Source organism: Enterobacter sp. E20 (genome assembly GCF_000801755.2).
Lineage (GTDB): Bacteria > Pseudomonadota > Gammaproteobacteria > Enterobacterales > Enterobacteriaceae > Enterobacter > Enterobacter asburiae_B.
Window position 1 is genome coordinate 1,391,829 of the sequence record NZ_CP012999.1, and the last position, 23,955, is coordinate 1,415,783.

The window sequence follows — 23,955 nt, forward strand, 5'->3', positions numbered from 1 at the left end:
AAACGCCATGTGCTCACCCTGGCGTCAAGGGTCATAACCTGCCTGACAGTGCGTGGAGAGGGAATGAGGGTCCGCTTCAGCGAGCCGCAAATTGTGCAGGGCTGCAAGAAGATAGTGCGAGCGCTAAAGAATATCAACAGTTGCTAAGCAGATGTTTTGCGAAGGGGACTGCAAATCCGTAAAAAAGATCGGGAATAAGGCGGCTGGAAGCCAGTTTAGAGCGAGATTGTGACGGGAAAATGAAGCGGCGTACCGCAACGCCGCTTAGTGGGAAGGTTTGTCGTCCTGATGCGGTTTGTTGTTAAACATATCGCACAGCATGTTCAACAGCATTAAGCGCACTTTAAAGGGAGAGTGGGTAAACACGGTCATGCACCTCTTGAATTCGTTCATAAGACCTCCTGAGTTTTGATCCCTTCGATCCGTGAAGGGTGACTGCATTACATACAGATATAGCACAGGCTATATTGTATAGCTATGGCTATTTCGTTAATTTTTTGTGCTTGCGGAGCTATGGTTTACAATGTGCGCTCTCCAAACCGGGCGCTGGAAGCGTCACCCCACTGAGGAAGTACAATGAACCGTCGCGCAGGTCATCCGACAATGAGGAAAACGACGCAACTGGTGAATGTTGAAGAACATGTCGAAGGTTTTCGCCAGGTCCGTGAAGCGCACCGGCGTGAACTGATTGATGATTATGTTGAACTCATTTCCGATCTGATTCGTGAGGTCGGTGAAGCGCGCCAGGTCGATATGGCCGCCAGGCTGGGGGTTTCACAGCCAACTGTCGCTAAAATGTTAAAACGCCTGGCTTCCGTGGGCTTAATTGAAATGATCCCCTGGCGCGGTGTTTTTCTGACGCCGGAAGGGGAGAAACTCGCGCAGGAGAGCCGCGAGCGCCATCAGCTTGTCGAGAATTTTTTGCTGGTGCTGGGCGTCAGCCCGGAAATCGCCCGCCGGGATGCGGAAGGCATGGAACACCACGTCAGCGAAGAGACGCTGGTGAAGTTCCGCGAATTTACCCTTAAATATGGTCCCTCCGCTGAATGAAAATCCCCGGACTGCAGGCCCTGGCACGCGATCGTTTCTTCCATCTCTTATTAATCATTGGCGCAGGGTTAAGCCTCTTTGTGCCGTTTGCGCCACACGCCTGGCCCGCCGCAATTGACTGGCGCACCATTATTACCCTGAGCGGCTTGATGATGCTCACCAAAGGGGTCGAGCTGAGTGGCTACTTTGACGTTCTGGGCCGTAAAATGGTGCGCCGCTTTGCCACCGAGCGCAGGCTGTCCCTGTTTATGGTGTTCTCCGCCGCGGTGCTGTCGACGTTTCTGACCAACGATGTGGCGCTGTTTATCATCGTGCCCCTCACGCTCACGCTGCGTAAGCTTTGCGAGATCCCCGTCAGCCGGCTGATCATCTTTGAAGCGCTGGCCGTCAATGCGGGCTCGCTTCTGACGCCAATCGGCAACCCGCAAAATATCCTTCTCTGGGGACGGTCCGGGCTGTCGTTCGCCGCCTTTACCTGGCAGATGGCCCCTCTGGCGCTGGTGATGATGCTGTCGCTGATGGCGGTGTGCTGGTTCGCGTTTCCGGATAAAAAGCTGCAGTACCACAGCGGCACAACCGGCCCGCAGTGGCAGCCGCGCCTGGTGTGGAGCTGTCTCGGGTTATACATCGTCTTTCTGTTCGCGCTGGAGCTGAAGTATGAGCTGGCGGGCGTCCTGCTCGTTGCCGCGGGGTTTGTCGTCCTGGCGCGTCGCGTGCTGGTGAGCGTGGACTGGACGCTGCTGCTGGTCTTTATGGCGATGTTTATTGATGTGCATCTCCTTATCCAGCTTCCGGTGCTGCAAAACGTTCTGCACAGCGTCAGCACGCTGTCTCAGCCGGGACTGTGGCTGACGGCGATTGGCCTGTCGCAGTTTATCAGCAACGTACCGTCCACCATTCTGCTGCTCAACTATGTTCCGCCCGATACGCTTCTGGCCTGGGCGGTGAACATCGGCGGGTTTGGGCTGCTGCCCGGCTCGCTGGCAAACCTGATCGCTCTGCGCATGGCCAACGACCGTCGTATCTGGTGGCGTTTCCACGTCTGGTCGATTCCGATGCTGGTTTGGGCCGCGGCGATCGGTTTCGGAATATTCCTTCTCATATAGTGCGCAATTTGTCAGTTTTTCCTGGCAAACGTATAGCAACGTCCTAGCTTTAGTGAACGGCATAGTGTGATGCCGCTCACTGACAGGACCGTTGCTGAACTATGGCTGAAGATCAAAACCCGCCTGCTGACGAGCAGGACAAAAACAATAATGAGCGTAAGCGCCCGGGCAAGAAACCGTTAATTATCCTCGGCATTGTCGTGGTGGTGATGGTCGTCGTGGCGCTGGTCTGGTGGTTTTTAACCCGTAACGAAGAGACGACCGACGACGCCTTTACCGACGGCGACGTGGTGACGATTGCCCCCAAAACGGCGGGCTACGTTACCGAGCTGCGCGTGCGCGATAACCAGCGCGTGAAAAAGGGCGATCTGCTGGTGGTTATCGATCCGCGGGACACCACCGCGCAGCGCGATCAGGCTCAGGCCCAGCTTGGGCTGGCTATCGCGCAGCTGCATCAGGCGCAGGCGCAGCTGGCGCTTTCAAAAGTCCAGTATCCCGCCCAGCGTGACGAAGCCAAAGCGCAGGTGCTGAGAGCGCAGGCCGATCTGGCGAACGCGCAGGCAGAGTACCGTCGCCAGCGCGGCGTCGACCCGCGTGCGACCACTCAGCAAAGTATCGATTCCGCGAACGCACAGCTGCGCAGCGCACAGGCAGGGCTGGCCAGCGCTCAGGCGCAGCTGGAAGTGGCAGAGCAGGTCCAGCTGCAAATCCGCCAGCAGGAAACCAACGTTGAAGCGCGCGAGCGTCAGGTCGATCAGGCTAAAGCGCAGCTGGAAACCGCCAACCTTAATCTCTCCTATACCGAAGTCCGCGCCCCGTTCGACGGCGTTGTCACCAAACGCAACGTGCAGCCCGGCACGCTGGTGCAGGCGGGGACGGCGCTGTTCTCGCTGGTTTCCCCGAACGTGTGGGTGGTCGCGAACTTTAAAGAGTCGCAGCTCGAGCGCATGAAGCCGGGCGATAAGGTCACCGTGTCCGTCGACGCGTGGCCGGATATGGAGCTTGAGGGCCATGTCGACAGTATCCAGCAGGGCAGCGGCTCGCGCTTCTCCGCCTTCCCGGCAGAAAATGCCACCGGCAACTTCGTCAAAATTGTGCAGCGCGTGCCGGTCAAAATCGTGATTGATAAAGGCCTGGATCCAAACAAACCGCTGCCGCTGGGGCTGTCGGTTGCACCGAAGGTGACGGTGGAATGACGGATCACAGCCACGACAGCTGGAAACCCGCCAGCAATCCGTGGGCGGTGGCGATTGTCGTCACCCTGGCGGTATTCATGGAAATTCTGGACACCACCATCGTCAACGTGGCGCTGCCCCACGTGGCAGGCTCGCTCTCGTCCAGCTATGACGAATCCACCTGGGTGTTAACCAGCTATCTGGTCGCGAACGGCATCGTGCTGCCCATCTCGGCGTTTTTGAGCCGGGTGTTTGGCCGCAAGCAGTTCTTCCTGATTTGCATCGTCATGTTCACCGTCTGCTCGTTCCTGTGCGGGATTGCCACCGAGCTGTGGCAGATCATCCTGTTCCGCGTGATGCAGGGCTTTTTTGGCGGCGGGCTGCAGCCCACGCAGCAGTCGGTGCTGCTCGACTACTTCAAACCCGAAGACAGGGGCAAAGCGTTTGGTCTGTCCTCCATTGCGATTATCGTTGCGCCGGTGCTCGGCCCGACGCTGGGCGGCTGGATCACCGACAACTACTCCTGGCGCTGGGTGTTCTTTATCAACATTCCGGTGGGGATTGTCACGGTGCTGGCGATCTACCAGCTGCTGGAAGATCCGCCGTGGGAGAGCAAATCAAAAGAGAAGCTGACTATCGACTGGACGGGGATCGGCCTGATCGCGCTGGGGCTGGGCTGTCTGCAGGTGATGCTCGACCGGGGAGAAGATGAGGACTGGTTCTACTCGAACTTTATCCGCACCTTCGGCGTGTTGACGCTTGTCGGCATTATCGGCGCCATCTACTGGCTGGTGTATGCCAGAAAGCCGGTGGTGGATCTGCACTGCATGAAGGACCGCAACTTTGCCATCTCCAGCCTGCTGATGGCGGGGATGGCGATGATCCTGTACGGCAGTTCGGTGGTGATCCCGCAGCTGGCGCAGCAGGATCTGGGCTACACCGCTACCTGGTCGGGGCTGGTGCTGTCGCCCGGGGCGGTGCTGATTGTGTTAACCATTCCGCTGGTGCTGAAGCTGATGCCGGTGGTGCAGACGCGCTGGATTATCGCCTTTGGATTTACCTGTCTGGCGGTGTCGTTCTTCTGGTCGCGAACGCTGACGCCGGATATCGACTTCGAAACCCTGGTGCTGTTTCGCAGCGCCCAGTCGATAGGGCTGGGGTTCCTGTTTGTGCCGCTCACGACGATTGCGTTTATCTCAATACCGAGGCGGCTGAATGCCGATGCGGCGGCGCTGTTTACCATGTTCCGCAACGTCGCGGGCTCGATTGGCATATCCCTTTCGACGGCGGCCATCACCGAACGCGCCCAGGCGCACAGCGCGCACCTTGCGTACCACGCCTCGCCGCTTAACGAGCAGTTCCAGCAGGCGATACGCGAAAGCGCCCAGGCGATCCAGAACTTCACCACCCAGGTGGGCGACCCCACCGGCATCGCCACCGGACGCATGTACCAGACCATGATCGAGCAGTCGCGCTTCCTGGCCTACATCGACGTCTTTACCATCCTGAGCGCGGTGGCCTTGTTACTGATTCCGTTTTGTTTGTTGCTCTCGCCGGTTAAGAGCGAGGGGAGTGCAGGAGCACATTGATGATACGCAGACGTTTACACCCCCTGATGATAATGATGCTGCTGGCGGGCTGCGCCGTTGGGCCTGACTACAAGCAGCCTGCGCCGCCCGCCGTTACGCACTGGAACGATAAGGGCGACAGCGCGGTGAAATCGCAAACTACTTCCGCTGCGACCAATCCGCGCTGGTGGAAGACCTTCGGCTCGCCGCAGCTGGACAGCCTGGTTGAGCGCGCCATTGCCGGAAACCTGACGCTGCAGCAGACGGTGCTGCGCATCGCCGGGGCGCGAGAGCAGATTAATCAGGCGGGCGGGGCGTTTTATCCGTCGGTCAACGGCAATCTGCAGGCGACGCGCCAGCAGCTTGGTCTGGAAGGAGAGCTGAAATCCCATGGCGTGTATGACCAGGTGGATAGTATCGATCCCAACCTGAAGGGCGCGCTGGGGCCGCTGACGCAGCCGATTAATCTCTACCAGGGCAGCTTCGACGCCCAGTGGGAAATCGACCTGTGGGGCAAGGTGCGTCGTCAGGTGGAAGCCGCCGAAGCGCAGCAGAAGGCCGCTATCGAGCAGCGTAACGACGCGCTGGTGTCGCTGGAGGCCGAAGTGGCGCGCGCGTGGCTCCAGCTGCGCGGGGCGCAGAGCATTATCGCCACGCTGAACACCCAGATTAAAAGCGCGCAGCAGACGCTGGATCTCACCGAAAGCCGCCAGCGGGGCGGGCTGTCGCCGCAGATGGATGTGGAAAACGCCCGGGCGCAGTTAGGCAACCTTGAAGCACAGCTTCCGCAATATCAGGCGCAGGAGCGGCAGGCGATGAACGGCCTGGCGATCCTGCTCGGCAAGCCGCCAGGGGCGCTGGATGCGGAATTGCAAAGCGTGCAGCCGATGCCGGCGTTGCCGGATATCGTGCAGACCGGCATTCCGTCCACGCTGGCACGACGCCGTCCGGACGTGCGCGAAGCGGAGGCGAACCTTCATGCCGCCACGGCGCAAATCGGCGTCTCGGTGGCGGAGCTGTTCCCGAGCTTTACGCTCTCCGGGCAGTTTGGCCTGCGCAACAGCGAAACCAACTGGCTGACCGACTGGAGCAGCCACTTCTACAGCTTCGGCCCGCAGGTCTCCATTCCCATCTTCCAGGGCGGTCGACTGGTCTCCAGCGTCAAGGTGGCGCGCGCGCAGCAGGGGGCGGCGGTGCTGGACTATCGCCAGACGGTGCTGACCGCGCTCGGCGATGTCGAAAACGCGCTGGTGAGCTATCGCACCGACCAGCAGCGTGAAGCGGGTCTCGCAAAAACGATCGACGCCCTGCAAAACGCCTTTGATTTAGCGAGCGACAGCTACCGGCAGGGGATCGCCAGCTTTATCGACGTGCTGGACGCCCAGCGTCAGCTGGCGCAGGCCCAGCAGCAGCGCGCACAGGCGCAGGTGCAGAGCGCGCTCGATCTGGTGGCGCTCTACAAGGCCCTCGGCGGCGGCTGGGAGCCGTATCAGCAGGTGCAATTACCAGAATACAGCGTCTTTGGCGACGCCCCGCGCGGATAAATTCAGAGGATTGGGCAAGAAACGGACAGGAACACCACATTCGCGATGGCTGAGGGGCGGGTATAACTATCGGGTACCCAATCGACATGCGAGGAATAACTTATGCGTTATCAAAAACTGGGCAACACCGGTCTGTTTGTTTCTGAACTGTGCCTCGGCACCATGACCTTTGGCGGTGAGGGCGGCATGTGGGGCAAGATTGGCCAGCTCCAGCAAAGTGAAGCCGAGCAGCTGGTGGGCCGCGCGCTGGATGCTGGGATCAACTTTATCGACACCGCGGACGTTTACTCGGAAGGACGCTCGGAGGAGATCACCGGTCAGGCGCTGAAAAACCTGAAGATCCCTCGCGAGAACGTGGTGGTTGCCACGAAAGTGTTCGGCGAAACGGGAACGGCAGGGGTGAACTCGCGCGGCAGCTCGCGCTATCACATCATCAGCAGCGTGAAGGAGAGCCTGCGCCGCCTGCAGCTCGATCATATCGATCTCTACCAGCTTCACGGCTTCGACCCCGCAACGCCGATTGAAGAAATGCTCTACGCGCTGGATAACCTGGTGCAGCACGGCCACGTGCGCTACATCGGCGTCTCGAACTGGGCGGCGTGGCAGATTGCCAAAGCGCTCGGTATTTCTGAACGTCTTGGGCTGGCGCGTTTCGCGTCGCTGCAGGCGTATTACACCATTGCCGGACGCGATCTTGAGCGCGAACTGGTACCGATGATGCAGAGCGAAGGCGTCGGGCTGATGGTCTGGAGCCCGCTGGCGGGCGGTCTGCTGAGCGGAAAATATGGCCGCGACGGGCAGAGTGAAGCCGGTGGTCGCCGTCTGGAGTTTGACTTCCCGCCTGTGAACAAAGAACGCGCCTTCGACTGTGTGGACGTGATGCGCACTATCGCCGAAAGCAAGGGCGTCTCCGTCGCGCAAATTGCGCTGGCGTGGCTGCTGCATCAGAAAGCGGTGACCAGCGTCATCATTGGCGCGAAACGCGTCGAACAGCTGGACGACAATATCGCCGCGACCGGGATCCGACTGAGCGAAGACGAACTCAAGCAGCTTGATACGGTGAGCGCGCTGCCGCGCGAATACCCGGGCTGGATGCTGGAGCGGCAGGGGGAATATCGCCGCAATCAGCTCGCGCAACAATAACCTTCCTTGCCCCGGTAGTGCATCGCTAACCGGGGCTTTTTTTCCCGTATTGCTCACAAAAAACGATCCTCCTCTTTGATCCCCATTTCATCTTCGCCTATATGACTAGTCATGAAATTTTAAATGACTAGTCATATAGGGAGAGAGCATGAACAATTCGCTGCCGGCCAAATTTTTATGGGGTAACTCGGTGTCAAGCATGCAGACGGAAGGCGCATGGAATGAGGGTGGGAAAGGCATGTCAGTGTACGACATTCGCGAAGCCGGGGAGAACGTCTCCGACTGGAAAGTCGCGACCGACTCCTATCACCGCTACCGGGAAGATTTCGACCTGATGCAGGATCTGGGCATGAACTGCTATCGCTTTCAGATCTCATGGAGCCGCGTCTGCCCGCAGGGCGACGGCGCGTTCAACGACGAGGGCATCGCGTTTTACGACCGCTTTATTGACGATCTCATCGCCCGCGGCATCGAGCCGATGGTCTGCCTGTACCATTTCGATATGCCGCTGGCGCTGGCGCAGGAGTACAACGGCTTCAACGACCGCCGCGTGATGGAGGCCTTTATCCGCTACGGCAAAAAGATGATCGACTGCTATGGCGACCGCGTGAAGTACTGGCTGACCTTCAATGAGCAGAACATTTTCCATATGCCTGAAGCCTTCCGCATTTCCGGCTATATGCACGGCGACAAAACCCTGCGCGAGCTGTACGAGCTGCAGCACCATACGATGGTGGCGCACATGGCGCTGACCGAATATCTGCATCAGACCAGACCGGGCCAGCTGATGGGCGGCATGCTGGCGCACCAGCTGATCTACCCGGCCACCTGCAAACCGCGCGATATCTTCTGCGCCCAGCAGTACGACGAGTTCCTCAACCAGAACCTGCTGCGCGTCTTCGCCGGGCAGGGCTACAGCCCGGCGGTGATGGCGGTGGTGGAGCAGGAGGGCTTTGGCGATATCTACCGCGCCGAGGATTTAGCGCTGCTGGCGCGCACCAGAAACGACTATATGGCCTTCAGCTACTACGCCAGCAAAACGCTGGACAGCGATGCGATCCCGGAAGGCACGCCGGTGAACTATTACCTGCTGCACGGCGAGAAAAACAACCCGTACCTGAAGGCCACCGAGTGGAACTGGCAGATCGATCCGCTGGGCTTTCGCACCATCATCACCCGCTACGCCAACGACTGGCGGATGCCGGTCTTCCCGATCGAAAACGGCATCGGGGTGATTGAGTCCTGGGACGGCGTCAATCCGATTGAGGATACCTACCGCATCGACTACCACCGGGCGCATATCAATGCCATGAAGGAGGCGATGTTCGAGGACGGGGCAGAGGTCATCGGCTACCTCGGCTGGGGGTTAATCGACATTCTCAGCTCCCAGGGCGACATGCGTAAGCGCTACGGCGTGGTCTATGTCAATCGGGAAAACCACGACCTGAAAGACCTGAAGCGCGTGCCGAAGAAGAGCTACGCGTGGTTAAAACAGGTTATCCATACCAACGGACGCGAGATGTAAGCCGTACGCTGCCGGGCCGTTTTTGTGACTGATTGATGGGAACTATCCGCTATGTCTGAAACAAAAATAACACCGCACATGCAGTCTTTTGTCGATAAGTTTGTTGAGTTCTCGGCGCGCCTGGCAAATCAGGTGCACCTGCGCTCCCTGCGCGACGCCTTCGCCACGGTGATGCCGATTTTCATCCTCGCCGGTCTGGCGGTGCTGGTGAACAACGTGGTATTTCCGTGGATTTTTCACGGCGACACGCTCGCGCAGTTTAAGGTGTGGGGCGAGGCGATTATCAACGGCACGCTGAACATTGCCGCGCTGCTGCTGGCCCCGATGATTGCCTGGTCGCTGGCGCGCAACAAAGATTTCGACAATCCGGTCTCGGCAGTGGTTATCGCCGTCAGCAGCTTCATCATCATGATGCCGATGCGCCTGCAGATTACGCCTGTCGGCAGCGATGCCGCGGTGAACATCACCCAGGTGCTGACGTTCACCAATATTGGCTCAACCGGGATTTTCGCCGGGGTGCTGATCGGGCTGCTCTCAACGGAAGTGTTTATCGCCATTTCGCGCCTGAAGGCGCTGCACATTTCCCTCGGAGAAAACGTGCCTCCGGCGGTGAGCAAATCCTTTACCGCGCTGATCCCGACCATTCTCACGCTCTCCCTGTTCGCGGTGTTGGCGGCGATACTGGCAAACGTGCTGCACACGGACCTGATCCATCTTATTACCACCTTTATCCAGCAGCCGCTGCGGCTGATTAACACCAGCCTGCCGGGGACGATTTTCATCTACAGCTTCGGTAACTTCCTGTTCACGCTCGGTATTCATCAGTCAGTCGTTAACAGCGTGGTGCTGGAGCCGTTCCTGCTGATCAACACCAACGAGAACATGCTGGCCTTCGCCAACGGCCAGCCCATCCCGCATATCATCAACAACATCTTCGTGCCGACGTTTGGCATGGTGGGCGGCACGGGCAGCACGATCTCGCTGCTGATCGCCATCTTTATCTTCTCCCGACAAAAATCGGCGAAGCAGGTGGCGCGTCTGTCGCTGGCGCCCGGTCTGTTCAACATCAACGAGCCGGTGATTTTCGGCCTGCCGATCGTGTTTAACCTGCCGCTGATGATCCCGTTTGTGCTGCTGCCCGCCATCGGCATTTACTTCGCCTGGCTCTGTACCACGCTGGGGTTAATGTCGCGCTGCGTGGTGATGATCCCGTGGACCACGCCGCCCATTCTCAGCGCCTGGCTGGCCACGGCAGGGGACTGGCGGGCGGTGGTGGTGCAGTTGGCAATCATCGTATTTGGTGTATTCTTCTACCTGCCTTTCCTCAAGATTGCCGAGAGAGTGGCGTTGAAAAACAGCGGGATAGAAAACTAACTGAAAGGAAGAACGATGGCGGCGAAGTACATCACCATAGCGCGGGAAATTAAGAAACGCATTATCAGCCAGCAGTACGCCGCCAATGAACCCCTGCCGGACCAGTTTGCGCTGGCGGCGGAGTTCAACTCCAGCCGGATGACCATTCAGCAGGCGATGCGCCAGCTCATCGTCGAAGGTCTGGTCTATACCCGCCAGGGCCAGGGCACGTTCATCCGCAAAAACTTCCTTCAGCTCTCGCAGTGGGACCTCTCCGGCAGCGACTACTTTGGCGCGACCAAAACCTGGGCGCATCTGGGCACGGTGACCAGCCGGGTGGTGCATTTCGAGCTGCGCTTCCCGAACGAAAAAGAGCAGGCGTCGCTGATGATTAACGCCGATGCGCCGATCTATGACTTCATTCGACTCCGTCTGCTGAACGGCGAACCGATGTCGCTGGATTCCACGGTGATGCCGATGAATCTGGTGCCGGGCCTGACGAAAAACCATCTTGAAGGTTCAGTGTTCCAGTACGTGCAGGAGACGCTGGCGCTGAAAATTATGGGGTCGTATCGGGTGGTGCGGGCGCTTAAGCCCAACGCGCTGGACAGGGAGCATCTGGTCTGCGAGCAGACCGATCCCGTCCTGGAAGTGGAGCAGGTGATTTATCTGGAGGACGGCACGCCGCTGGAGTATGCCCACTGCCACTATCGGTACGACCACGGCGGGATCGTGATCGTGAATAACGGATAAAAAAAAAGCGGGCAACGAGGCCCGCTTTTTTAATGCTTCGCTATCAGTTCAAACGCACCGGCATACCGGAGCGGTTCTGCACGGCCTGGTCAACAATCGCCGTTTCTACGTCTGGCTGAGAAGTCACCGCCTGCACCGCGCTGTTCAGCGTAACAGGGACGATTTCGTTGTTGTTGATCTGATCTTCGCTGGTGGACAGCGGGTTGTGCACTTCGATGTAGCGGCTGCCGTCTGGCTCAGAGGTCGCCTTCACCGGTTCGTTGATGAACTGCACGCGCGTACCGACCGGCACGTTTTCGAACAGGAATTTGATGTCGTCGTTACGCAGGCGCACGCAGCCGTGGCTTACGCGCAGGCCGATACCGAAGTTGGCGTTGGTACCGTGGATAGCGTACAGGCGGCCAATGTACAGCGCGTACAGACCCATTGGGTTATCCGGGCCTGCCGGTACAACGGCTGGCAGCGGTTCGCCCGCAGCGATGTATTCCGCGTGCATTTTGGCAGTCGGCGTCCAGGTTGGGCCCGCTTTCTTACGCTCAACCTTGGTGGTCCAGTTCATCGGGGTGTCTTTACCCAGCTGGCCGATACCGATTGGCAGCACGATAACGGTGTTGGTGCCTTTCGGGTAGTAATACAGACGCATTTCGGCGCTGTTAATCACGATACCTTCATGAACGGTATCCGGCAGGATCAGCTGCTGAGGAATATTCAGCACGGTACCCGCTTTCGGCAAATACGGGTCAACGCCCGGGTTCGCTTCCAGCATGTTAGACAGGCCCAGCTGGTACTGCGCAGCGAAATACTCCAGTGGCTGAGAGTTACCTTCTGGTACCGTCACAACCTGGTTCTGGCCTACCAGACGGCTACCGTCTGTTGGCAGGGGATACGTCACCGCAGACGCGGTCTTACAAAAACCTACTACGGCTAACGCCGCCGCAAAAAGCGTTGTTAATTTCATGTTCATGTTGTGCGAGGTATCTAAGCCATTCTGGCGATGAGTTGATAAGTCTGAATCTGTGATGGGAGCGCATTATATGTGCATTCCCGCTAACAGGGAATTCAGATGTGTACGAAATCACATTTTTTTCGATTTTGTTAAAGTTTAGTGGATTGCCGCAACACGGGATCTCAATTCGGAATTGTGGCATAATGCCGTGTTTATCACACTTTTCGCAGGAATCTCCCCGTGTTAGTTACCAGCAACGTCACTATGCAGTTTGGCAGTAAGCCGCTGTTCGAAAACATTTCCGTCAAATTTGGCGGCGGCAACCGTTACGGCCTGATTGGTGCCAACGGTAGCGGAAAATCCACCTTTATGAAGATCCTCGGCGGTGACCTGGAGCCGACGCTCGGTAACGTATCGCTCGACCCTAACGAGCGTATCGGTAAGCTGCGTCAGGATCAGTTCGCCTTCGAAGAGTTCACCGTGCTGGACACCGTGATCATGGGGCATGGGGAACTGTGGGAAGTGAAGCAGGAGCGCGATCGCATCTACGCGCTGGCCGAAATGAGCGAAGAAGACGGCTATAAAGTGGCCGATCTGGAAACGCAGTACGGCGAGATGGACGGCTACTCGGCGGAAGCGCGCGCGGGCGAGCTGCTGCTGGGCGTGGGCATTCCTGTCGAACAACATTACGGCCCGATGAGCGAAGTTGCGCCGGGCTGGAAGCTGCGCGTGCTGCTGGCACAGGCGCTGTTCTCTAACCCGGACATCCTGCTGCTCGACGAACCAACGAACAACCTGGACATCGACACCATCCGCTGGCTGGAGCAGACGCTGAACGATCGCGACAGCACCATGATCATCATCTCGCACGACCGTCACTTCCTGAACATGGTCTGTACGCACATGGCGGATCTGGACTACGGCGAGCTGCGCGTTTATCCGGGCAACTACGACGAGTACATGACGGCGGCTACCCAGGCGCGTGAACGTCTGCTGGCGGATAACGCCAAGAAGAAAGCGCAGATTGCTGACCTGCAGTCCTTCGTCAGCCGCTTTAGCGCCAACGCCTCTAAGTCGCGTCAGGCGACCTCGCGTGCCCGTCAGATCGACAAAATCAAGCTGGACGAAGTCAAAGCCTCCAGCCGTCAGAACCCGTTCATCCGCTTCGAGCAGGACAAGAAACTGTTCCGTAACGCGCTGGAAGTGGAAGCCCTGGAAAAAGGCTTTGAGAACGGTCCGCTGTTTAAAAAATTCAACCTGCTGCTGGAAGTGGGCGAGAAGATTGCCATCCTCGGCGCCAACGGCGTGGGTAAATCCACCATGCTGAAAACCCTGGTTGGCGAACTGCAGCCGGACAACGGCACCGTGAAGTGGTCTGAAAACGCGCAGATTGGCTACTACGCGCAGGACCATGAGTACGAGTTCGAAAACGACCTCACCGTCTTTGACTGGATGAGCCAGTGGAAGCAGGAAGGCGATGACGAGCAGGCGGTACGCAGCATTCTGGGTCGTCTGCTGTTCAGTCAGGACGACATCAAAAAGCCGGCTAAGGTGCTCTCCGGTGGCGAGAAGGGACGCATGCTGTTCGGCAAGCTGATGATGGAAAAACCAAACATCCTGGTGATGGACGAACCGACCAACCACCTGGACATGGAATCTATCGAATCCCTGAACATGGCGCTGGAGATGTATCAGGGTACCCTGATCTTCGTCTCTCACGACCGTGAGTTCGTCAGCTCGCTGGCGACCCGCGTGATCGAAATTACGCCAGAGCGCGTGGTGGACTTCACCGGTAATTACGAAGATTACCTGCGCAGTAAAGGTATCGAGAACTAAAAAAAAGCCGGGTGGCGGCTTCGCCTTACCCGGCCTACGTTCTGTTCCCTCTCCCCGTGGGAGAGGGTTAGGGTGAGGGCATCAGGCCGCACTAGACCACCCACTCGCCCCCTTCGACCCCGTTCACCAGCAGCGTACGTTTTTCCCCTGCAGGCAGCGACACCTTAAGCGATTTCCACGCCGGACGATAATCCCCGCGCGCGTTGACCTTCAGGTTGATGGTTGCGCCGTCGCACACCATTTCCCACACCACCCATAGCGCATTGCCGTTCTGGTAGCCCCAGCTTTCGCCGTCGTCTTCAAACAGCATGCCTGAGGTTGTCCCGACGCCCTTCACCGGGAACAGCTTCAGCTCGCGGGTCGTATCTTTTTCGGCACTCACATGCGTGATGCGTTCGCTCAGCGGCAGACCGGCACCGGCGCGCACCAGCAGCGGCAGTTTTTCCAGCGGCGCGTCGAGGACGATCGACTGGCCGCCCGCATACCACGCGTGGGTGTAAAAATCGTACCAGCCGGTGTCGTTATCCGGCAGCCAGACGCGGCGCTCGCGCTGCCCGGCTTCGACGACGCTGGCGACCAGCAGGTCGCGGCCCAGCAGGAAGTCATCGCACTCCTCAAACGTCTGCGCATCATGCTCGTGGTCGAGGAAGGTCGGGCGCAGCATCGGCTCGTCGTCGGCGTGCGCCTGCCAGAGCAGGGTATAGAGATACGGCAGCAGGCGGTAGCGCAGCTCAACCGCGCCGCGAATGGCTGGCGTGACGCCCGGGTACATCCACGGCTCGTTCACGGTGTGGTCATCGTTCCACGAGTGAATGGTAAAGCGCGGGTGCATCACGCCGTTCTGCACCCAGCGCACGAACAGCTCGGCGTCTGGCTTGTCGCCGGAGAAACCGCCGACGTCGTGACCGACGTTGAACAGACCGGACAGGCTCATGCCCAGACCCATGCGGATGTTATAGCGCAGGGTGTCCCAGCTGGTGCGGTTGTCGCCGCTCCAGGTCTGAACGTAGCGCTGCATCCCGGCGCAGCCGGAGCGGGAGATCAGGTACGGACGTTTTTCCGGCGCGAAACGCTGCTGCGCTTCCAGCGAGGCGCGCATCATCAGCAGCGGCATCACCGGGCGAATGTGCTTGATGGCGATCTCTTTGCCGAAGCCAAAGCAGCGCGCCTCCCCGTCCCACACTTCATATTCGTTGTTGTCGTTCCAGGTAGAGTCGATGCCCATCTCCAGCAGCTGCGTGGTGACGCCGTTCTGCCACCACTGCACCGTCTGCGGGTTGGTAAAGTCGAGGTGCGAGCCTTCGTCATCCCAGAAGCTGGAACGTTCCGGTGCATCGGTTTCTGAATCGCGAATGAACAGGCCGCTCTCCGCCACTTCGTTATAGCGCGGATGGTCCTGCAGCAGGCACGGCTTGATGTTTGCCGCCAGCTTCAGCCCCGCGTCGTGGAAGGCCTGGCTCATCACCTTCGGCTGCGGCACCTTGTCATAGTTCCAGTTAAATACGTAGCGCTTGCCGTTGATTGAGGTATAGCCGGAGGAGAGCTGGAACGAGTCGCACGGAATGGCGTGCTCTTCGCACAGGCGGATGAAGTTCATCAGCTGGTTTTGCGCGTCCGGCGCGTCGGTGTAGTGCATGGTCGAGCCGCTGTAGCCCAGGCTCCATTTCGGTCCGAACAGCGTTTTCCCGGTCAGGCGCACGAAGGCTTTGGTGACGTCCAGCACGCGCTTGCCGGTAAAGATGTAGTAATCGATATCGCCCGCTTCCGCCTGCCAGCGACGGTAGGCGGTGTGGTAGTTGTCGATTTCGTTACCCAGATCCAGCCAGCAGCTGCTCAGGTTGTCGTAGAACAGGCCGTAGCTGACGTCGTCGCGGCGGGCGATCGTGAACGGAATATGCTTGTAGAGCGGGTCGGTGCTGGCCGCGTTGTACCCCATGGCGTCGAGGTTGCGCATCTCATAGCGCTTGCCGTTGCGCTGCAGATCGCCCGCTTTTTCGCCCAGGCCGTAGAAACGCTCGTCCTTGCGGCGGCTGAGGTAGTGCGCCACGCCGTCGCCGTGGGCGTTCAGCAGGTAGGCGCTGGTTGGACGGTCGTTGACCAGCGGCTGCCACTCGCCCGCCTCATTGCGGTAGTGCCACTCCAGCCACAGCGGCTGGTGGACCGTCACGCGCAGCTGTTCGGTTGCCACCGTGAGCGTCTCATCCTGTTGCGTCAGGGTCCAGGCCGGGCAGGAAAAACCGCTTATATCCTCACGACGGCGGCCTTCCCACGGCACGTCTTTTTCCGGCGCGATGCTCCAGGTGCGGTCCAGCGCCAGCTCGCCTTTGCGTTTAATCAGCACGCGGAACAGGTTCTCTTCCAGCACATACAGGCACAGGCGGTGCTGGTTATCGACCAGCAGTTCCAGATGGTTTGCCGACTGCGTATCAAGGGTCCAGTTTTTCAGGGTTTTCATATGCAATACATCCACTATCAGGCGCGCTTGGCGCGACGTTCAGCAATAAATGCTACCAGGAAGACAGCGCCAATCAGGTCAAAGAAGCCCATGGCAATAAAGAGCGGGTTAAAGCCGATTTTGTCGGCGGTCACGCCGATTAACAGCGAGAACAGGAAGCTGGCGATCCACGCCGCAGAGCCGCGCATGCCGTTGACGGTCGCCATCTGGCCTTTGTCGAACGACTCAACGACCAGGGCGCTCAGCATGCAGGAGATAATCTGGTGCCCGAAACCGCCGATGGAGATCAGCACGATGGTGATATACGGGTCGCGGGTAATGGCCACGATGCCCAGAGAGATCATCAGGAACGCGCCCGTCACGGAGCTGGCAACGACCGAGTTAACGCGCGAGCAGCCGAACAGACGGGTGTACAGACGCGTCAGGTAGCCGCTCGCCACGCTGCCGAGGTCGGCGGCGAGGAACGGAAGCCAGGCAAACATCGCAATCTGCTTCAGATCCATGCCGTGCTCTTTGGCGAGGTACAGCGGCACCCAGAAGCTCAGCACTGCCCAGGCCGGTTCCGCCATAAAGGCCGGGATGGCGATACCGTAAAAGCGTTTGTTTTTCGAGACGGTTTTCAGCGCGGTCAGGAAGGGCAGTCTCACCGCAGGCGGTTCGTTATCCTGCTTGATGAACGCCAGCTCGTCCTTGCTCAGGTTCGGGTGCTGCTCCGGGTTGTGGTAGAACGCCCACCAGAGGATCACCCACAGCAGCGCCAGCACGCCGGTAAACATAAATGCGCCCTGCCAGCCGAACGAGGCGTGAGCAAAGTAGATGATAGGCGGAGCCAGCATCGCGCCGATGGAGAAGCCTACGCCCGCCCAGCCGGCGGCAACGGGTCGCTCTGATTTCGGGAACCATTCGCCGATGGTTTTGGCGTTTGCCGGGGTAGCGGCGGCCTCAGAGGCACCCATAAAGAAGCGCAGAATAGCGAGGTGCAGCCAGCTTCCGGCGCCCGCGTGGAAAATACACATCAGCGCCCAGATCCCGGCGCAGACCATAAAGCCAATCTTCAGGCCGATGACGTCAATCAGCCAGCCGCACAGGGGCTGGAAAATGGTATAGGCGATCTGGAACGCACCGACGATCCAGGAGTATTGCTCGGTGGTGATCCCGAGGCTCTCTTTCAGTTCCGGGGCGAGGATCCCGAGTGAGTTACGGGTGATGTAGTTAACGGTGACGCCAAGTAAGAACAGCACCAACACGTACCAGCGCAGGTTCTTGATGACGCGACGGGTTTTGCTTGTCGCTACGGTGTTATTGATGTCCTGACTCATTTTACTCTCCACAAGACGGACGGTAAGGGACGGAGGTTCAGGTGTCACACGGATTTTTATGCCTTTGATTTATATCCGTTTAAAATGCTTAAGTTGGTATACAACTAGTATGGAAGTTGTGTGACAAGTTCACCTTAAGGAAGAAAATGAGTGGGCAAAAGTGGATTTTGTGCAAAATTTCTCATAACTGACGTATACCCTCTGGCATGATGGCCTTTATGTCAGCTATTGTCTGACCAATACGCTATGAAAATTTTTTCATTTCGCAAATGGAGCCAGATCACAAAATGGACAAAAGGCTAAAAATCACCGAAATCGCGGCCCGGACGCAGCTCTCGATCAGCACCGTGTCGCGAGTGCTGGCGGGAAAAGCGAATACCAGTGAAAAAGCGCGCGCAAAGGTGCTGGCGTGCGCGCGGGAGCTGGGGGTCATGGACGGCATGGCGGCAGGGCGTCTGCTGCTTAACAGCCTGGTGGTTTTTGCCCCGCAGCGGGCGTTTGACGAGCGGTCCGACATCTTTTACTACCGCGTGATCCAGAGCGTGAGTAAAGGCCTGGCATCCCACGATGTGCGTCTTCGCTACTGCGCGCTGGAGGAGAACGACAGCGACGCCCAGCTGTTTCTGGCACGCATGAACGAAGCGGACACTCAGGCGGCAATCCTTCTTGGCATCGACGATCCCCATATCCACGATCTGGCGGTGGACGTGGGTAAACCCTGCATGCTGATTAACTGCCGCGACCGGCACATGCGTCTGCCTGCCGTCGCGCCGGATCATCGCGCTATCGGCGAGCGGGCGGCGGAATATCTGTTCGAGATGGGACACCGTGAGGTGATGAACGTGCTGTGCCTGCGCCGCTACACCATGGAGCTGCGCCTGGCGGGGATCCGCGACGCGTGGCAGTCTCACAACCTGAAATTCAACGATAAACGCGATCTGCTGGTAGTGCCCAGCTTCAGCGCGCGCGAAACGGAACAGATGGTCAGCGGCTGGCTCAGTGAAGTGCAGGGGAAGGATTTACCGACCGCGTTCCTGGTCGGCGGCGATTTTATGGCGGCGGGCACCATTAGCGCCTTACAAAACCACGGCCTGCGCGTGCCGCAGGACGTGTCGGTGATGAGCATTGACGGCTTTAACCTGGCGGCGATTCAGGATGTTCCATTAACGGCGGTGCACGTTCCGCGCGATGAGCTGGGAACCGAAGCGGTATATATGCTCCAGCAGCGGCTGATGCGCCCGGACGCGCCGGTGGGAACCTTGCTGCTTAACGGCACGCTGGCCGTGCGGGAATCGGTACGGCGGATACGTCAGGGGAAACGACGCACCGCCGTAGAGCGGGAAGGGCTGTACGACAGTTAAACCATGCCCAGCGCGCGCTTGCCGTGGATGTTGAGATCGTTCACGGTAAAGCGGTCCTGCCAGCTTTTTTCATAATCCTCGCGCGGGAAGTCTCCCGGCGACGCGCCGGTTTCAAGCGCTTCCTTGACCTTTTTCGCGTAGGCGAGGTTTTTCTCGCACATCGGCGCGGCAGGAATGTACATCACGTTGCCCCAGCCCTGCTGATTTTCCACCGGCGCGACGGAATGGATCACATCGCAGTGCCACCACACGGAATCGCCCGCATCGAGTGCCGGAATGCTGGTCAGCGCCTCGATCAGCAGCGGGTGCCATTTCTCTGAAACCGGCAGGACGCGCCCCGGCGCCACGCCGCACAGCTCGTCTTCCGGCACGTCGTCCAGCAGCGGCCGCAGCAGAATGTAGGCCATCGCTTCCGGGATTGGCACCACGTGCAGCAGCCCCTGACCTGGGATCATATCCGACAGCGCCGTCCAGCCCTGGAAGGTGCGGAACACCGAGCATTTGGTGGTGTTATCGACGGTGTACTCTTCCACTTCGGTACGGTGCGCGGCGTTCCACGGATTGTATTTCTCGACGTTGCCGTCAAACACGCGGGCGAACACCTGTTGATAAGCCGGAAGCAGCCAGCGCTCCAGCGCGCCGGAGTCGGTATGTGCCCCAAGCCCTTTCGAGGTTGTTCCCGGCGGACGGCGGCGGATACGGTCCGGGTAAATCACGCTCACGTCCGGGTCGAACCACTGCTTGCCGTTGCTCTCGAATGTCCACAAACGGTTCAGGAACGACTGCACCTGCGCCATCTCTTCGCTCTGGCGCGCCTGCATCTGCGCCTGAGACCAGTAAATCGGGTAAATCTCCGGACGAGAGGCCGTCAGGGTGCCGAAGAAGTTATCGCCCGGGCCTTTGTAGACCTCGTCAAACTTGTTCAGATCGAGGTAGTCGAGCATCGACTGATCCCACGCCAGCGCCTGCTCGCGCGGGAAGTGACCTTTAATCACCGCGCAGCCGCGGCGTTTAACGGCCTCGCGCTGTGCGTCGGTAATGGTACCGTTTTTCACATCCGCAAACGGGATCACCGGCCAGACGGATTCGCCCTTGTTCTTAAGCGCGTTGATTTCCGTCACGCGGGTGGCAATTTTGTCGCTGAGCTTATTAAACACCGCCTGCACGTCGCCGATCTGCGCGCGCAGCTCACGTTTTAACTGACGGATTGCCGCTTTGTGATCCGCTGGCAAGGTTTCACTGGTAAAGGTCATAACTACCTCGCATCTTTCATTCGAAAGTAAAAATGTCTACAAGTGATACTTTAAGTTAAAAATAAGTTAATGCAAGTTTAAAAACTTGACGCAAGCCACAGGACGGAAAAAGAGTGAGAGGCCGGAGCGACGCTCCGGCGAGGAGAGGATCAGACGTCGAACGGGGAATGGTTGTCGAGCACGGCCTGGATGACGTTCAGCGCGCCCTGATGGTTGTTGTCGTCTGTGCCGTAGCGGCTGATTTCTTTGATGCTCTCTGCCGCGTTGCCCATCGCAAAGGAATATTTCACCAGCTTCAGCATCTCGGCATCGTTGCCGCTGTCGCCAATGGCCACGCACTCCTGCGGGGAGATTTTCCAGCGTTTCAGCAGACGGCTAATGCCGTTGGCCTTGTGCAGGCCGGGGATAATCAAATCAACAAAACCAAAGCCGCTGGTGACCGGCTTCATGATGCCGTCCAGGGAGACGTGCAGTTTATCCACCAGATTAGGGATATCGCTGTCCGGCAGGTTCAGGGAGAACTTAAACAGCACGTCGTCAATTTCGCGGTAATCGCTGATGCGCTTTAAGCGATGATAGTGCTTTGACATCAGCGCCACGAATTCTTCAGGAGCCTGGTCGCTGACCCAGGCGCTCTCCAGCCCGCAGGCCACGAAGTTCAGCCCTTTGTCTTTCAGCAGTTCGCCAATCACGATCTGCGATTCATGACGCGTCAGCTCGCCGTGGAAAATCTGTTCGCCGCGATCGAACACCAGCGCGCCGTTTTCCGCCACGAAGGAGATCCGGTCTTTCAGCGTCGGAAAGAAGGAGATGAGCTGGTAATACTGGTTGCCGCTGGCGACAACGAATTCAATGTCGCGGGCTTTAAGCTGTTCAAACTGTGCCTGGAAGCGGTCACGATCGTACTGCTTGGCATCATCAAGGAAAGTTCCGTCCATATCGGTGACGATAACTTTAACGGTCATACTGTGCTCCTGGGTCACTGCGTTTCGAAACATTCTAATAACAAGGTGACGGGGAGCACAAATTTAATTTCATTCGAAAGTAAAAGCAAAACGGCAACCGTGGTTGCCGTTGTTAGTGTTTTCTCCCTCTCCCCGTGGGAGAGGGTCGGGGTGAGGGGATATGCCGTTACAGCGTATGCTCAGTACGGGCGATAATATCGTCCTGCGCATCCGGCGACAGGGCGGTGAAGAACGCCGAGTAGCCCGCGACGCGCACCACCAGGTCACGATACTGGTCAGGATGTTTCTTCGCTTCCAGCAGCGTTTCGCGCGAGACGATGTTGTACTGGATATGCCAGCCCTTATGCACCTCGAAGAAGGTGCGCAGCAGCACCATCAGCTTCTGGCGATCGCTGTCGTTTTCCAGCGTCGACGGGTTCAGCTTCTGGTTCAGCAGCACGCCGCCGAGAATCGCTTCCGTCGGCAGTTTACCCACCGAGCCAATTACCGCCGTCGGGCCGAGGTGGTCCGTACCGGAGGCCGGGCTTGCTCCTTCCGCCAGCGGGGTGTGCGCCTTACGTCCGTCCGGGGTGGCCATCGTTGCCGCGCCAAACGGCACGTTTGCGGAGATGGAAGAGGTGCCCGCGTAGTAGTTACCGCCAATCGGGCCGCGGCCGTGGCGCGGGTTGTGGTACTGCTTCAGCTCTTCGATGTAGGTCTGATAGGCGCGCGTCAGCAGCATGTCCACGCTGTCGTCGTCGTTGCCGTACTTCGGCGCGCCGTTGATCAGGCGCTGACGCAGCTGCTCGTGGGTCAGCCCGTCGAAGTCATCCGCCAGCGCCGCCGCCAGCTGCTGCTGACCAATAGTGCCCTGTTCGAACACCAGCTTCTTCACCGCCGCCAGGCTGTTGCCGAGGTTAGCGATGCCCACCTGCAGGCCGGAGACCCAGTCGTACTTCGCGCCGCCCTGCTTGATGCTTTTCGCGCGTTCGATGCAGTCGTCCACCAGCGCCGAGCAGAGAATGTCGTGGACGTTCTCTTCGAGCATGGTATCCACCACGTACTCAATCTCGATGGATTTGCGGGTGTAGTAGCGGATCTGGCTGTCCCACGCCGCCATCACTTCGTCGAAATTGTCGAAGTTACCGGCGGAGAGCGCTTTCTCCTGTGGCAGGAACACCTTGCCGCTGGTGGCGTCCCGCCCGCCTTCCAGCGCGGCCAGCATCACGCGGGCGAAGTTGATAAAGCTCATGCCGGTGCAGCGGTAGCCCCACTTGCCGCCCACCGCGGTTTCGATGCAGCCGATGGCCGCGTAGTCGTAGGCGTCGTCTCGTTCAACGCCGAGCTTGATGAATTCCGGAATCACGATTTCATCGTTGTTGAACGCGGGCATGCCGAAGCCGCAGCGTATCACCTGCACGCAGGCGTCGAGGAAGTCGTTGCTCATGCCCGCGTGGTAGCGCACGCTCAGGTTCGGCTGGGTTGAGCGCAGGCGACCGCAGGATTCCAGAATCGCGTAGGAGAGCGGGTTCACCGCGTCCATCGGCTCACCGTTGACCAGCTTCTGGCCGCCGATGGTGACGTTCTGGTACAGCGGGCTACCGGCGGAAGCCTTGGAGTGCGAGCCGGAGCGGATTTTGTTCACTTCCAGCAGCTTCAGCCAGCAGCTGTGCAGCAGCTCGATAGCGTGTTCGCGGTCGAGGCTCTGGTTCAACTCGACGTCGCGGCGGTAGTACGGATAGAGATACTGGTCCATACGCGCGAAGGAGACGGAATGGCCGTTTGACTCAATCTGCAGGATCAGCTGAATGAAGTAGCACAGCTGCAGCGCCTGCCAGAAGGTTTTTGGCGGCTCGTGGGCAATCACGTCGCAGTTTTCCGCCATCGCCAGCAGCTCGTCGCGGCGGCTTTCGCGGGTTTCGGTGGACGCCATTTCACGCGCCAGATCGGCAAAGCGTTTGATGTGCAGGCTTACGGCTTCCAGCACGATATCGATCGCCTTCAGGAACTGGTCGCCGTGCAGGTCTTCCAGCACCGTCAGGTTGATGCGCGAGCGGCGCTCGGCCACTTTGGCGCGCAGGCCGTCGAGGCCTTTTTCCAGCACCAGCGGGAAGTTAACGGCCAGGTGCGCGTCGCCGGAGGTCATGTTGCCTTCGGCTTTGATAATGCCGGTTTCCAGCAGGCCTTTCTGCTCGTCGGTGAACATGCCATAGCAGCGGTCCTGCACCGTCTGGCCGCGCCACCACGGGCAGATGTCGTGCAGTACGCGCTTGTTCTCTTCGCTCACCGCAAAGCCCGCGCCCGGGCGGTCCGCCAGATCGTCGATCTCTTTCTCAATCCAGGAGACGGTGTATTCCGGGAAAATCGGCGCGGCGCGCACTTCGCTTGCCTGGTTACCGATAATCAGCTCGTCGTGTTTGATCCAGATGGTACGCTCGGCCAGGTGATGCGCCAGCGCCAGGGCGCGGCGTACCGGGATCGGCTTGTCCATGTGCTGCTGGTACATTTCGGTGTAATGCTGCGCGCGCTCGGTACAGACCGGCGGCTTAACGATATGCACCAGCGCCGTTTTGTGCGCCTTAATGCGCTCGCTGAGGGTGTTGAGATTCAGGGTTGTCATAGGT

Annotated in this window: 18 protein-coding genes; 11 read left to right on the top strand and 7 right to left on the bottom strand. The window is 58.9% G+C overall.

Translation table 11 applies throughout. The features are described 5' to 3' along the window. Positions 1-264: 264 nt before the first annotated feature. Entirely contained in the window at positions 265-393 is a 129-nt protein-coding gene (gene mntS / locus NI40_RS06490) for a manganase accumulation protein MntS (RefSeq protein ID WP_014831181.1), read from the bottom strand. Between the two features lie 183 nt (positions 394-576). On the opposite strand from mntS, the gene mntR reads away from it, so the two are divergent. The 9 genes from mntR (at position 577) to NI40_RS06535 (ending at position 11,217) form a co-directional block, all read left to right on the top strand. Continuing rightward, a complete protein-coding gene (mntR, locus tag NI40_RS06495) occupies positions 577-1,050 on the top strand; it encodes a manganese-binding transcriptional regulator MntR (protein WP_023310887.1) in 474 nt (157 codons plus the stop codon). Then, positions 1,047-2,156: an anion transporter gene (locus tag NI40_RS06500; protein ID WP_039261429.1), complete on the top strand. Its 1,110-nt coding sequence runs from the start codon at positions 1,047-1,049 to the stop codon at positions 2,154-2,156. The genes mntR and NI40_RS06500 overlap by 4 nt, the downstream gene beginning before the upstream one ends. Before the next feature lie 101 nt (positions 2,157-2,257). Further along, on the top strand, positions 2,258-3,352 hold the full coding sequence (locus NI40_RS06505; RefSeq protein ID WP_039261431.1) for an HlyD family secretion protein: 1,095 nt from the start codon (positions 2,258-2,260) through the stop codon (positions 3,350-3,352). Beyond that, positions 3,349-4,920, top strand: a complete 1,572-nt coding sequence (locus NI40_RS06510) for a DHA2 family efflux MFS transporter permease subunit (RefSeq protein WP_033145003.1) — start codon at positions 3,349-3,351, stop codon at positions 4,918-4,920. Before NI40_RS06505 ends, NI40_RS06510 begins: the two co-directional genes overlap by 4 nt. Next, positions 4,920-6,443: an efflux transporter outer membrane subunit gene (locus NI40_RS06515; protein WP_039261432.1), complete on the top strand. Its 1,524-nt coding sequence runs from the start codon at positions 4,920-4,922 to the stop codon at positions 6,441-6,443. Before NI40_RS06510 ends, NI40_RS06515 begins: the two co-directional genes overlap by 1 nt. A gap of 102 nt (positions 6,444-6,545) precedes the next feature. Further along, entirely contained in the window at positions 6,546-7,586 is a 1,041-nt protein-coding gene (locus NI40_RS06520) for an aldo/keto reductase (protein ID WP_039261433.1), read from the top strand. Positions 7,587-7,734: 148 nt separating this feature from the next. After that, positions 7,735-9,111, top strand: coding sequence for a glycoside hydrolase family 1 protein (locus NI40_RS06525; protein WP_039261435.1), 1,377 nt, complete (start codon positions 7,735-7,737; stop codon positions 9,109-9,111). A 51-nt stretch (positions 9,112-9,162) separates the two neighbouring features. Continuing rightward, positions 9,163-10,485, top strand: a complete 1,323-nt coding sequence (locus NI40_RS06530; protein WP_033145007.1) for a PTS sugar transporter subunit IIC — start codon at positions 9,163-9,165, stop codon at positions 10,483-10,485. Positions 10,486-10,500: 15 nt separating this feature from the next. Beyond that, positions 10,501-11,217, top strand: coding sequence for a GntR family transcriptional regulator (locus NI40_RS06535; RefSeq protein WP_039261436.1), 717 nt, complete (start codon positions 10,501-10,503; stop codon positions 11,215-11,217). Between the two features lie 43 nt (positions 11,218-11,260). On the opposite strand, the gene ldtB is transcribed toward NI40_RS06535, so the two are convergent. Further along, positions 11,261-12,181, bottom strand: a complete 921-nt coding sequence (ldtB, locus tag NI40_RS06540) for a L,D-transpeptidase (RefSeq protein ID WP_029740604.1) — start codon at positions 12,179-12,181, stop codon at positions 11,261-11,263. 222 nt (positions 12,182-12,403) lie between these two features. On the opposite strand from ldtB, the gene NI40_RS06545 reads away from it, so the two are divergent. Further along, the gene (locus tag NI40_RS06545) at positions 12,404-13,999 is read left to right on the top strand and encodes an ABC-F family ATPase (protein WP_039261438.1); all 1,596 of its coding nucleotides are present in this window, start codon (positions 12,404-12,406) and stop codon (positions 13,997-13,999) included. Positions 14,000-14,090: 91 nt separating this feature from the next. Here NI40_RS06545 and NI40_RS06550 read toward each other — a convergent pair whose 3' ends face one another. Together NI40_RS06550 and NI40_RS06555 are read right to left on the bottom strand one after the other, a co-directional pair. Continuing rightward, positions 14,091-16,454: a glycoside hydrolase family 31 protein gene (locus tag NI40_RS06550; protein ID WP_039261440.1), complete on the bottom strand. Its 2,364-nt coding sequence runs from the start codon at positions 16,452-16,454 to the stop codon at positions 14,091-14,093. Positions 16,455-16,471: 17 nt separating this feature from the next. Beyond that, positions 16,472-17,773 carry an MFS transporter gene (locus tag NI40_RS06555; protein ID WP_023335029.1) on the bottom strand — a complete coding sequence of 434 codons (1,302 nt, stop codon included), beginning with the start codon at positions 17,771-17,773 and terminating at the stop codon, positions 16,472-16,474. Positions 17,774-18,060: 287 nt separating this feature from the next. Between NI40_RS06555 and NI40_RS06560 the strand changes: the two genes are divergently transcribed. Further along, positions 18,061-19,134 (top strand): LacI family DNA-binding transcriptional regulator, encoded by a 1,074-nt coding sequence (locus NI40_RS06560; RefSeq protein ID WP_039261442.1) that lies wholly within the window; start codon positions 18,061-18,063, stop codon positions 19,132-19,134. Here NI40_RS06560 and NI40_RS06565 read toward each other — a convergent pair. The 3 genes from NI40_RS06565 to NI40_RS06575 all read right to left on the bottom strand — a co-directional run bounded on the left by NI40_RS06565 (position 19,131) and on the right by NI40_RS06575 (position 23,951). Next, positions 19,131-20,387, bottom strand: a complete 1,257-nt coding sequence (locus NI40_RS06565; protein WP_039261444.1) for a DUF1479 domain-containing protein — start codon at positions 20,385-20,387, stop codon at positions 19,131-19,133. The genes NI40_RS06560 and NI40_RS06565 overlap by 4 nt on opposite strands. Positions 20,388-20,536: 149 nt before the next feature. Further along, on the bottom strand, positions 20,537-21,352 hold the full coding sequence (locus NI40_RS06570; protein ID WP_033145016.1) for a Cof-type HAD-IIB family hydrolase: 816 nt from the start codon (positions 21,350-21,352) through the stop codon (positions 20,537-20,539). Between the two features lie 166 nt (positions 21,353-21,518). Next, complete coding sequence (locus NI40_RS06575) at positions 21,519-23,951, bottom strand: formate C-acetyltransferase/glycerol dehydratase family glycyl radical enzyme (protein ID WP_039261445.1); 2,433 nt, start codon at positions 23,949-23,951, stop codon at positions 21,519-21,521. Positions 23,952-23,955: the final 4 nt, after the last annotated feature.

What these genes read in the sequence shown, in the direction of transcription:
- mntS (WP_014831181.1), bottom strand. Translation starts at nt 393, where the DNA reads ATGAACGAATTCAAGAGGTGCATGACCGTGTTTACCCACTCTCCCTTT.
- mntR (WP_023310887.1), top strand. Translation starts at nt 577, where the DNA reads ATGAACCGTCGCGCAGGTCATCCGACAATGAGGAAAACGACGCAACTG.
- NI40_RS06500 (WP_039261429.1), top strand. Translation starts at nt 1,047, where the DNA reads ATGAAAATCCCCGGACTGCAGGCCCTGGCACGCGATCGTTTCTTCCAT.
- NI40_RS06505 (WP_039261431.1), top strand. Translation starts at nt 2,258, where the DNA reads ATGGCTGAAGATCAAAACCCGCCTGCTGACGAGCAGGACAAAAACAAT.
- NI40_RS06510 (WP_033145003.1), top strand. Translation starts at nt 3,349, where the DNA reads ATGACGGATCACAGCCACGACAGCTGGAAACCCGCCAGCAATCCGTGG.
- NI40_RS06515 (WP_039261432.1), top strand. Translation starts at nt 4,920, where the DNA reads ATGATACGCAGACGTTTACACCCCCTGATGATAATGATGCTGCTGGCG.
- NI40_RS06520 (WP_039261433.1), top strand. Translation starts at nt 6,546, where the DNA reads ATGCGTTATCAAAAACTGGGCAACACCGGTCTGTTTGTTTCTGAACTG.
- NI40_RS06525 (WP_039261435.1), top strand. Translation starts at nt 7,735, where the DNA reads ATGAACAATTCGCTGCCGGCCAAATTTTTATGGGGTAACTCGGTGTCA.
- NI40_RS06530 (WP_033145007.1), top strand. Translation starts at nt 9,163, where the DNA reads ATGTCTGAAACAAAAATAACACCGCACATGCAGTCTTTTGTCGATAAG.
- NI40_RS06535 (WP_039261436.1), top strand. Translation starts at nt 10,501, where the DNA reads ATGGCGGCGAAGTACATCACCATAGCGCGGGAAATTAAGAAACGCATT.
- ldtB (WP_029740604.1), bottom strand. Translation starts at nt 12,181, where the DNA reads ATGAACATGAAATTAACAACGCTTTTTGCGGCGGCGTTAGCCGTAGTA.
- NI40_RS06550 (WP_039261440.1), bottom strand. Translation starts at nt 16,454, where the DNA reads ATGAAAACCCTGAAAAACTGGACCCTTGATACGCAGTCGGCAAACCAT.
- NI40_RS06555 (WP_023335029.1), bottom strand. Translation starts at nt 17,773, where the DNA reads ATGAGTCAGGACATCAATAACACCGTAGCGACAAGCAAAACCCGTCGC.
- NI40_RS06560 (WP_039261442.1), top strand. Translation starts at nt 18,061, where the DNA reads ATGGACAAAAGGCTAAAAATCACCGAAATCGCGGCCCGGACGCAGCTC.
- NI40_RS06565 (WP_039261444.1), bottom strand. Translation starts at nt 20,387, where the DNA reads ATGACCTTTACCAGTGAAACCTTGCCAGCGGATCACAAAGCGGCAATC.
- NI40_RS06570 (WP_033145016.1), bottom strand. Translation starts at nt 21,352, where the DNA reads ATGACCGTTAAAGTTATCGTCACCGATATGGACGGAACTTTCCTTGAT.
- NI40_RS06575 (WP_039261445.1), bottom strand. Translation starts at nt 23,951, where the DNA reads ATGACAACCCTGAATCTCAACACCCTCAGCGAGCGCATTAAGGCGCAC.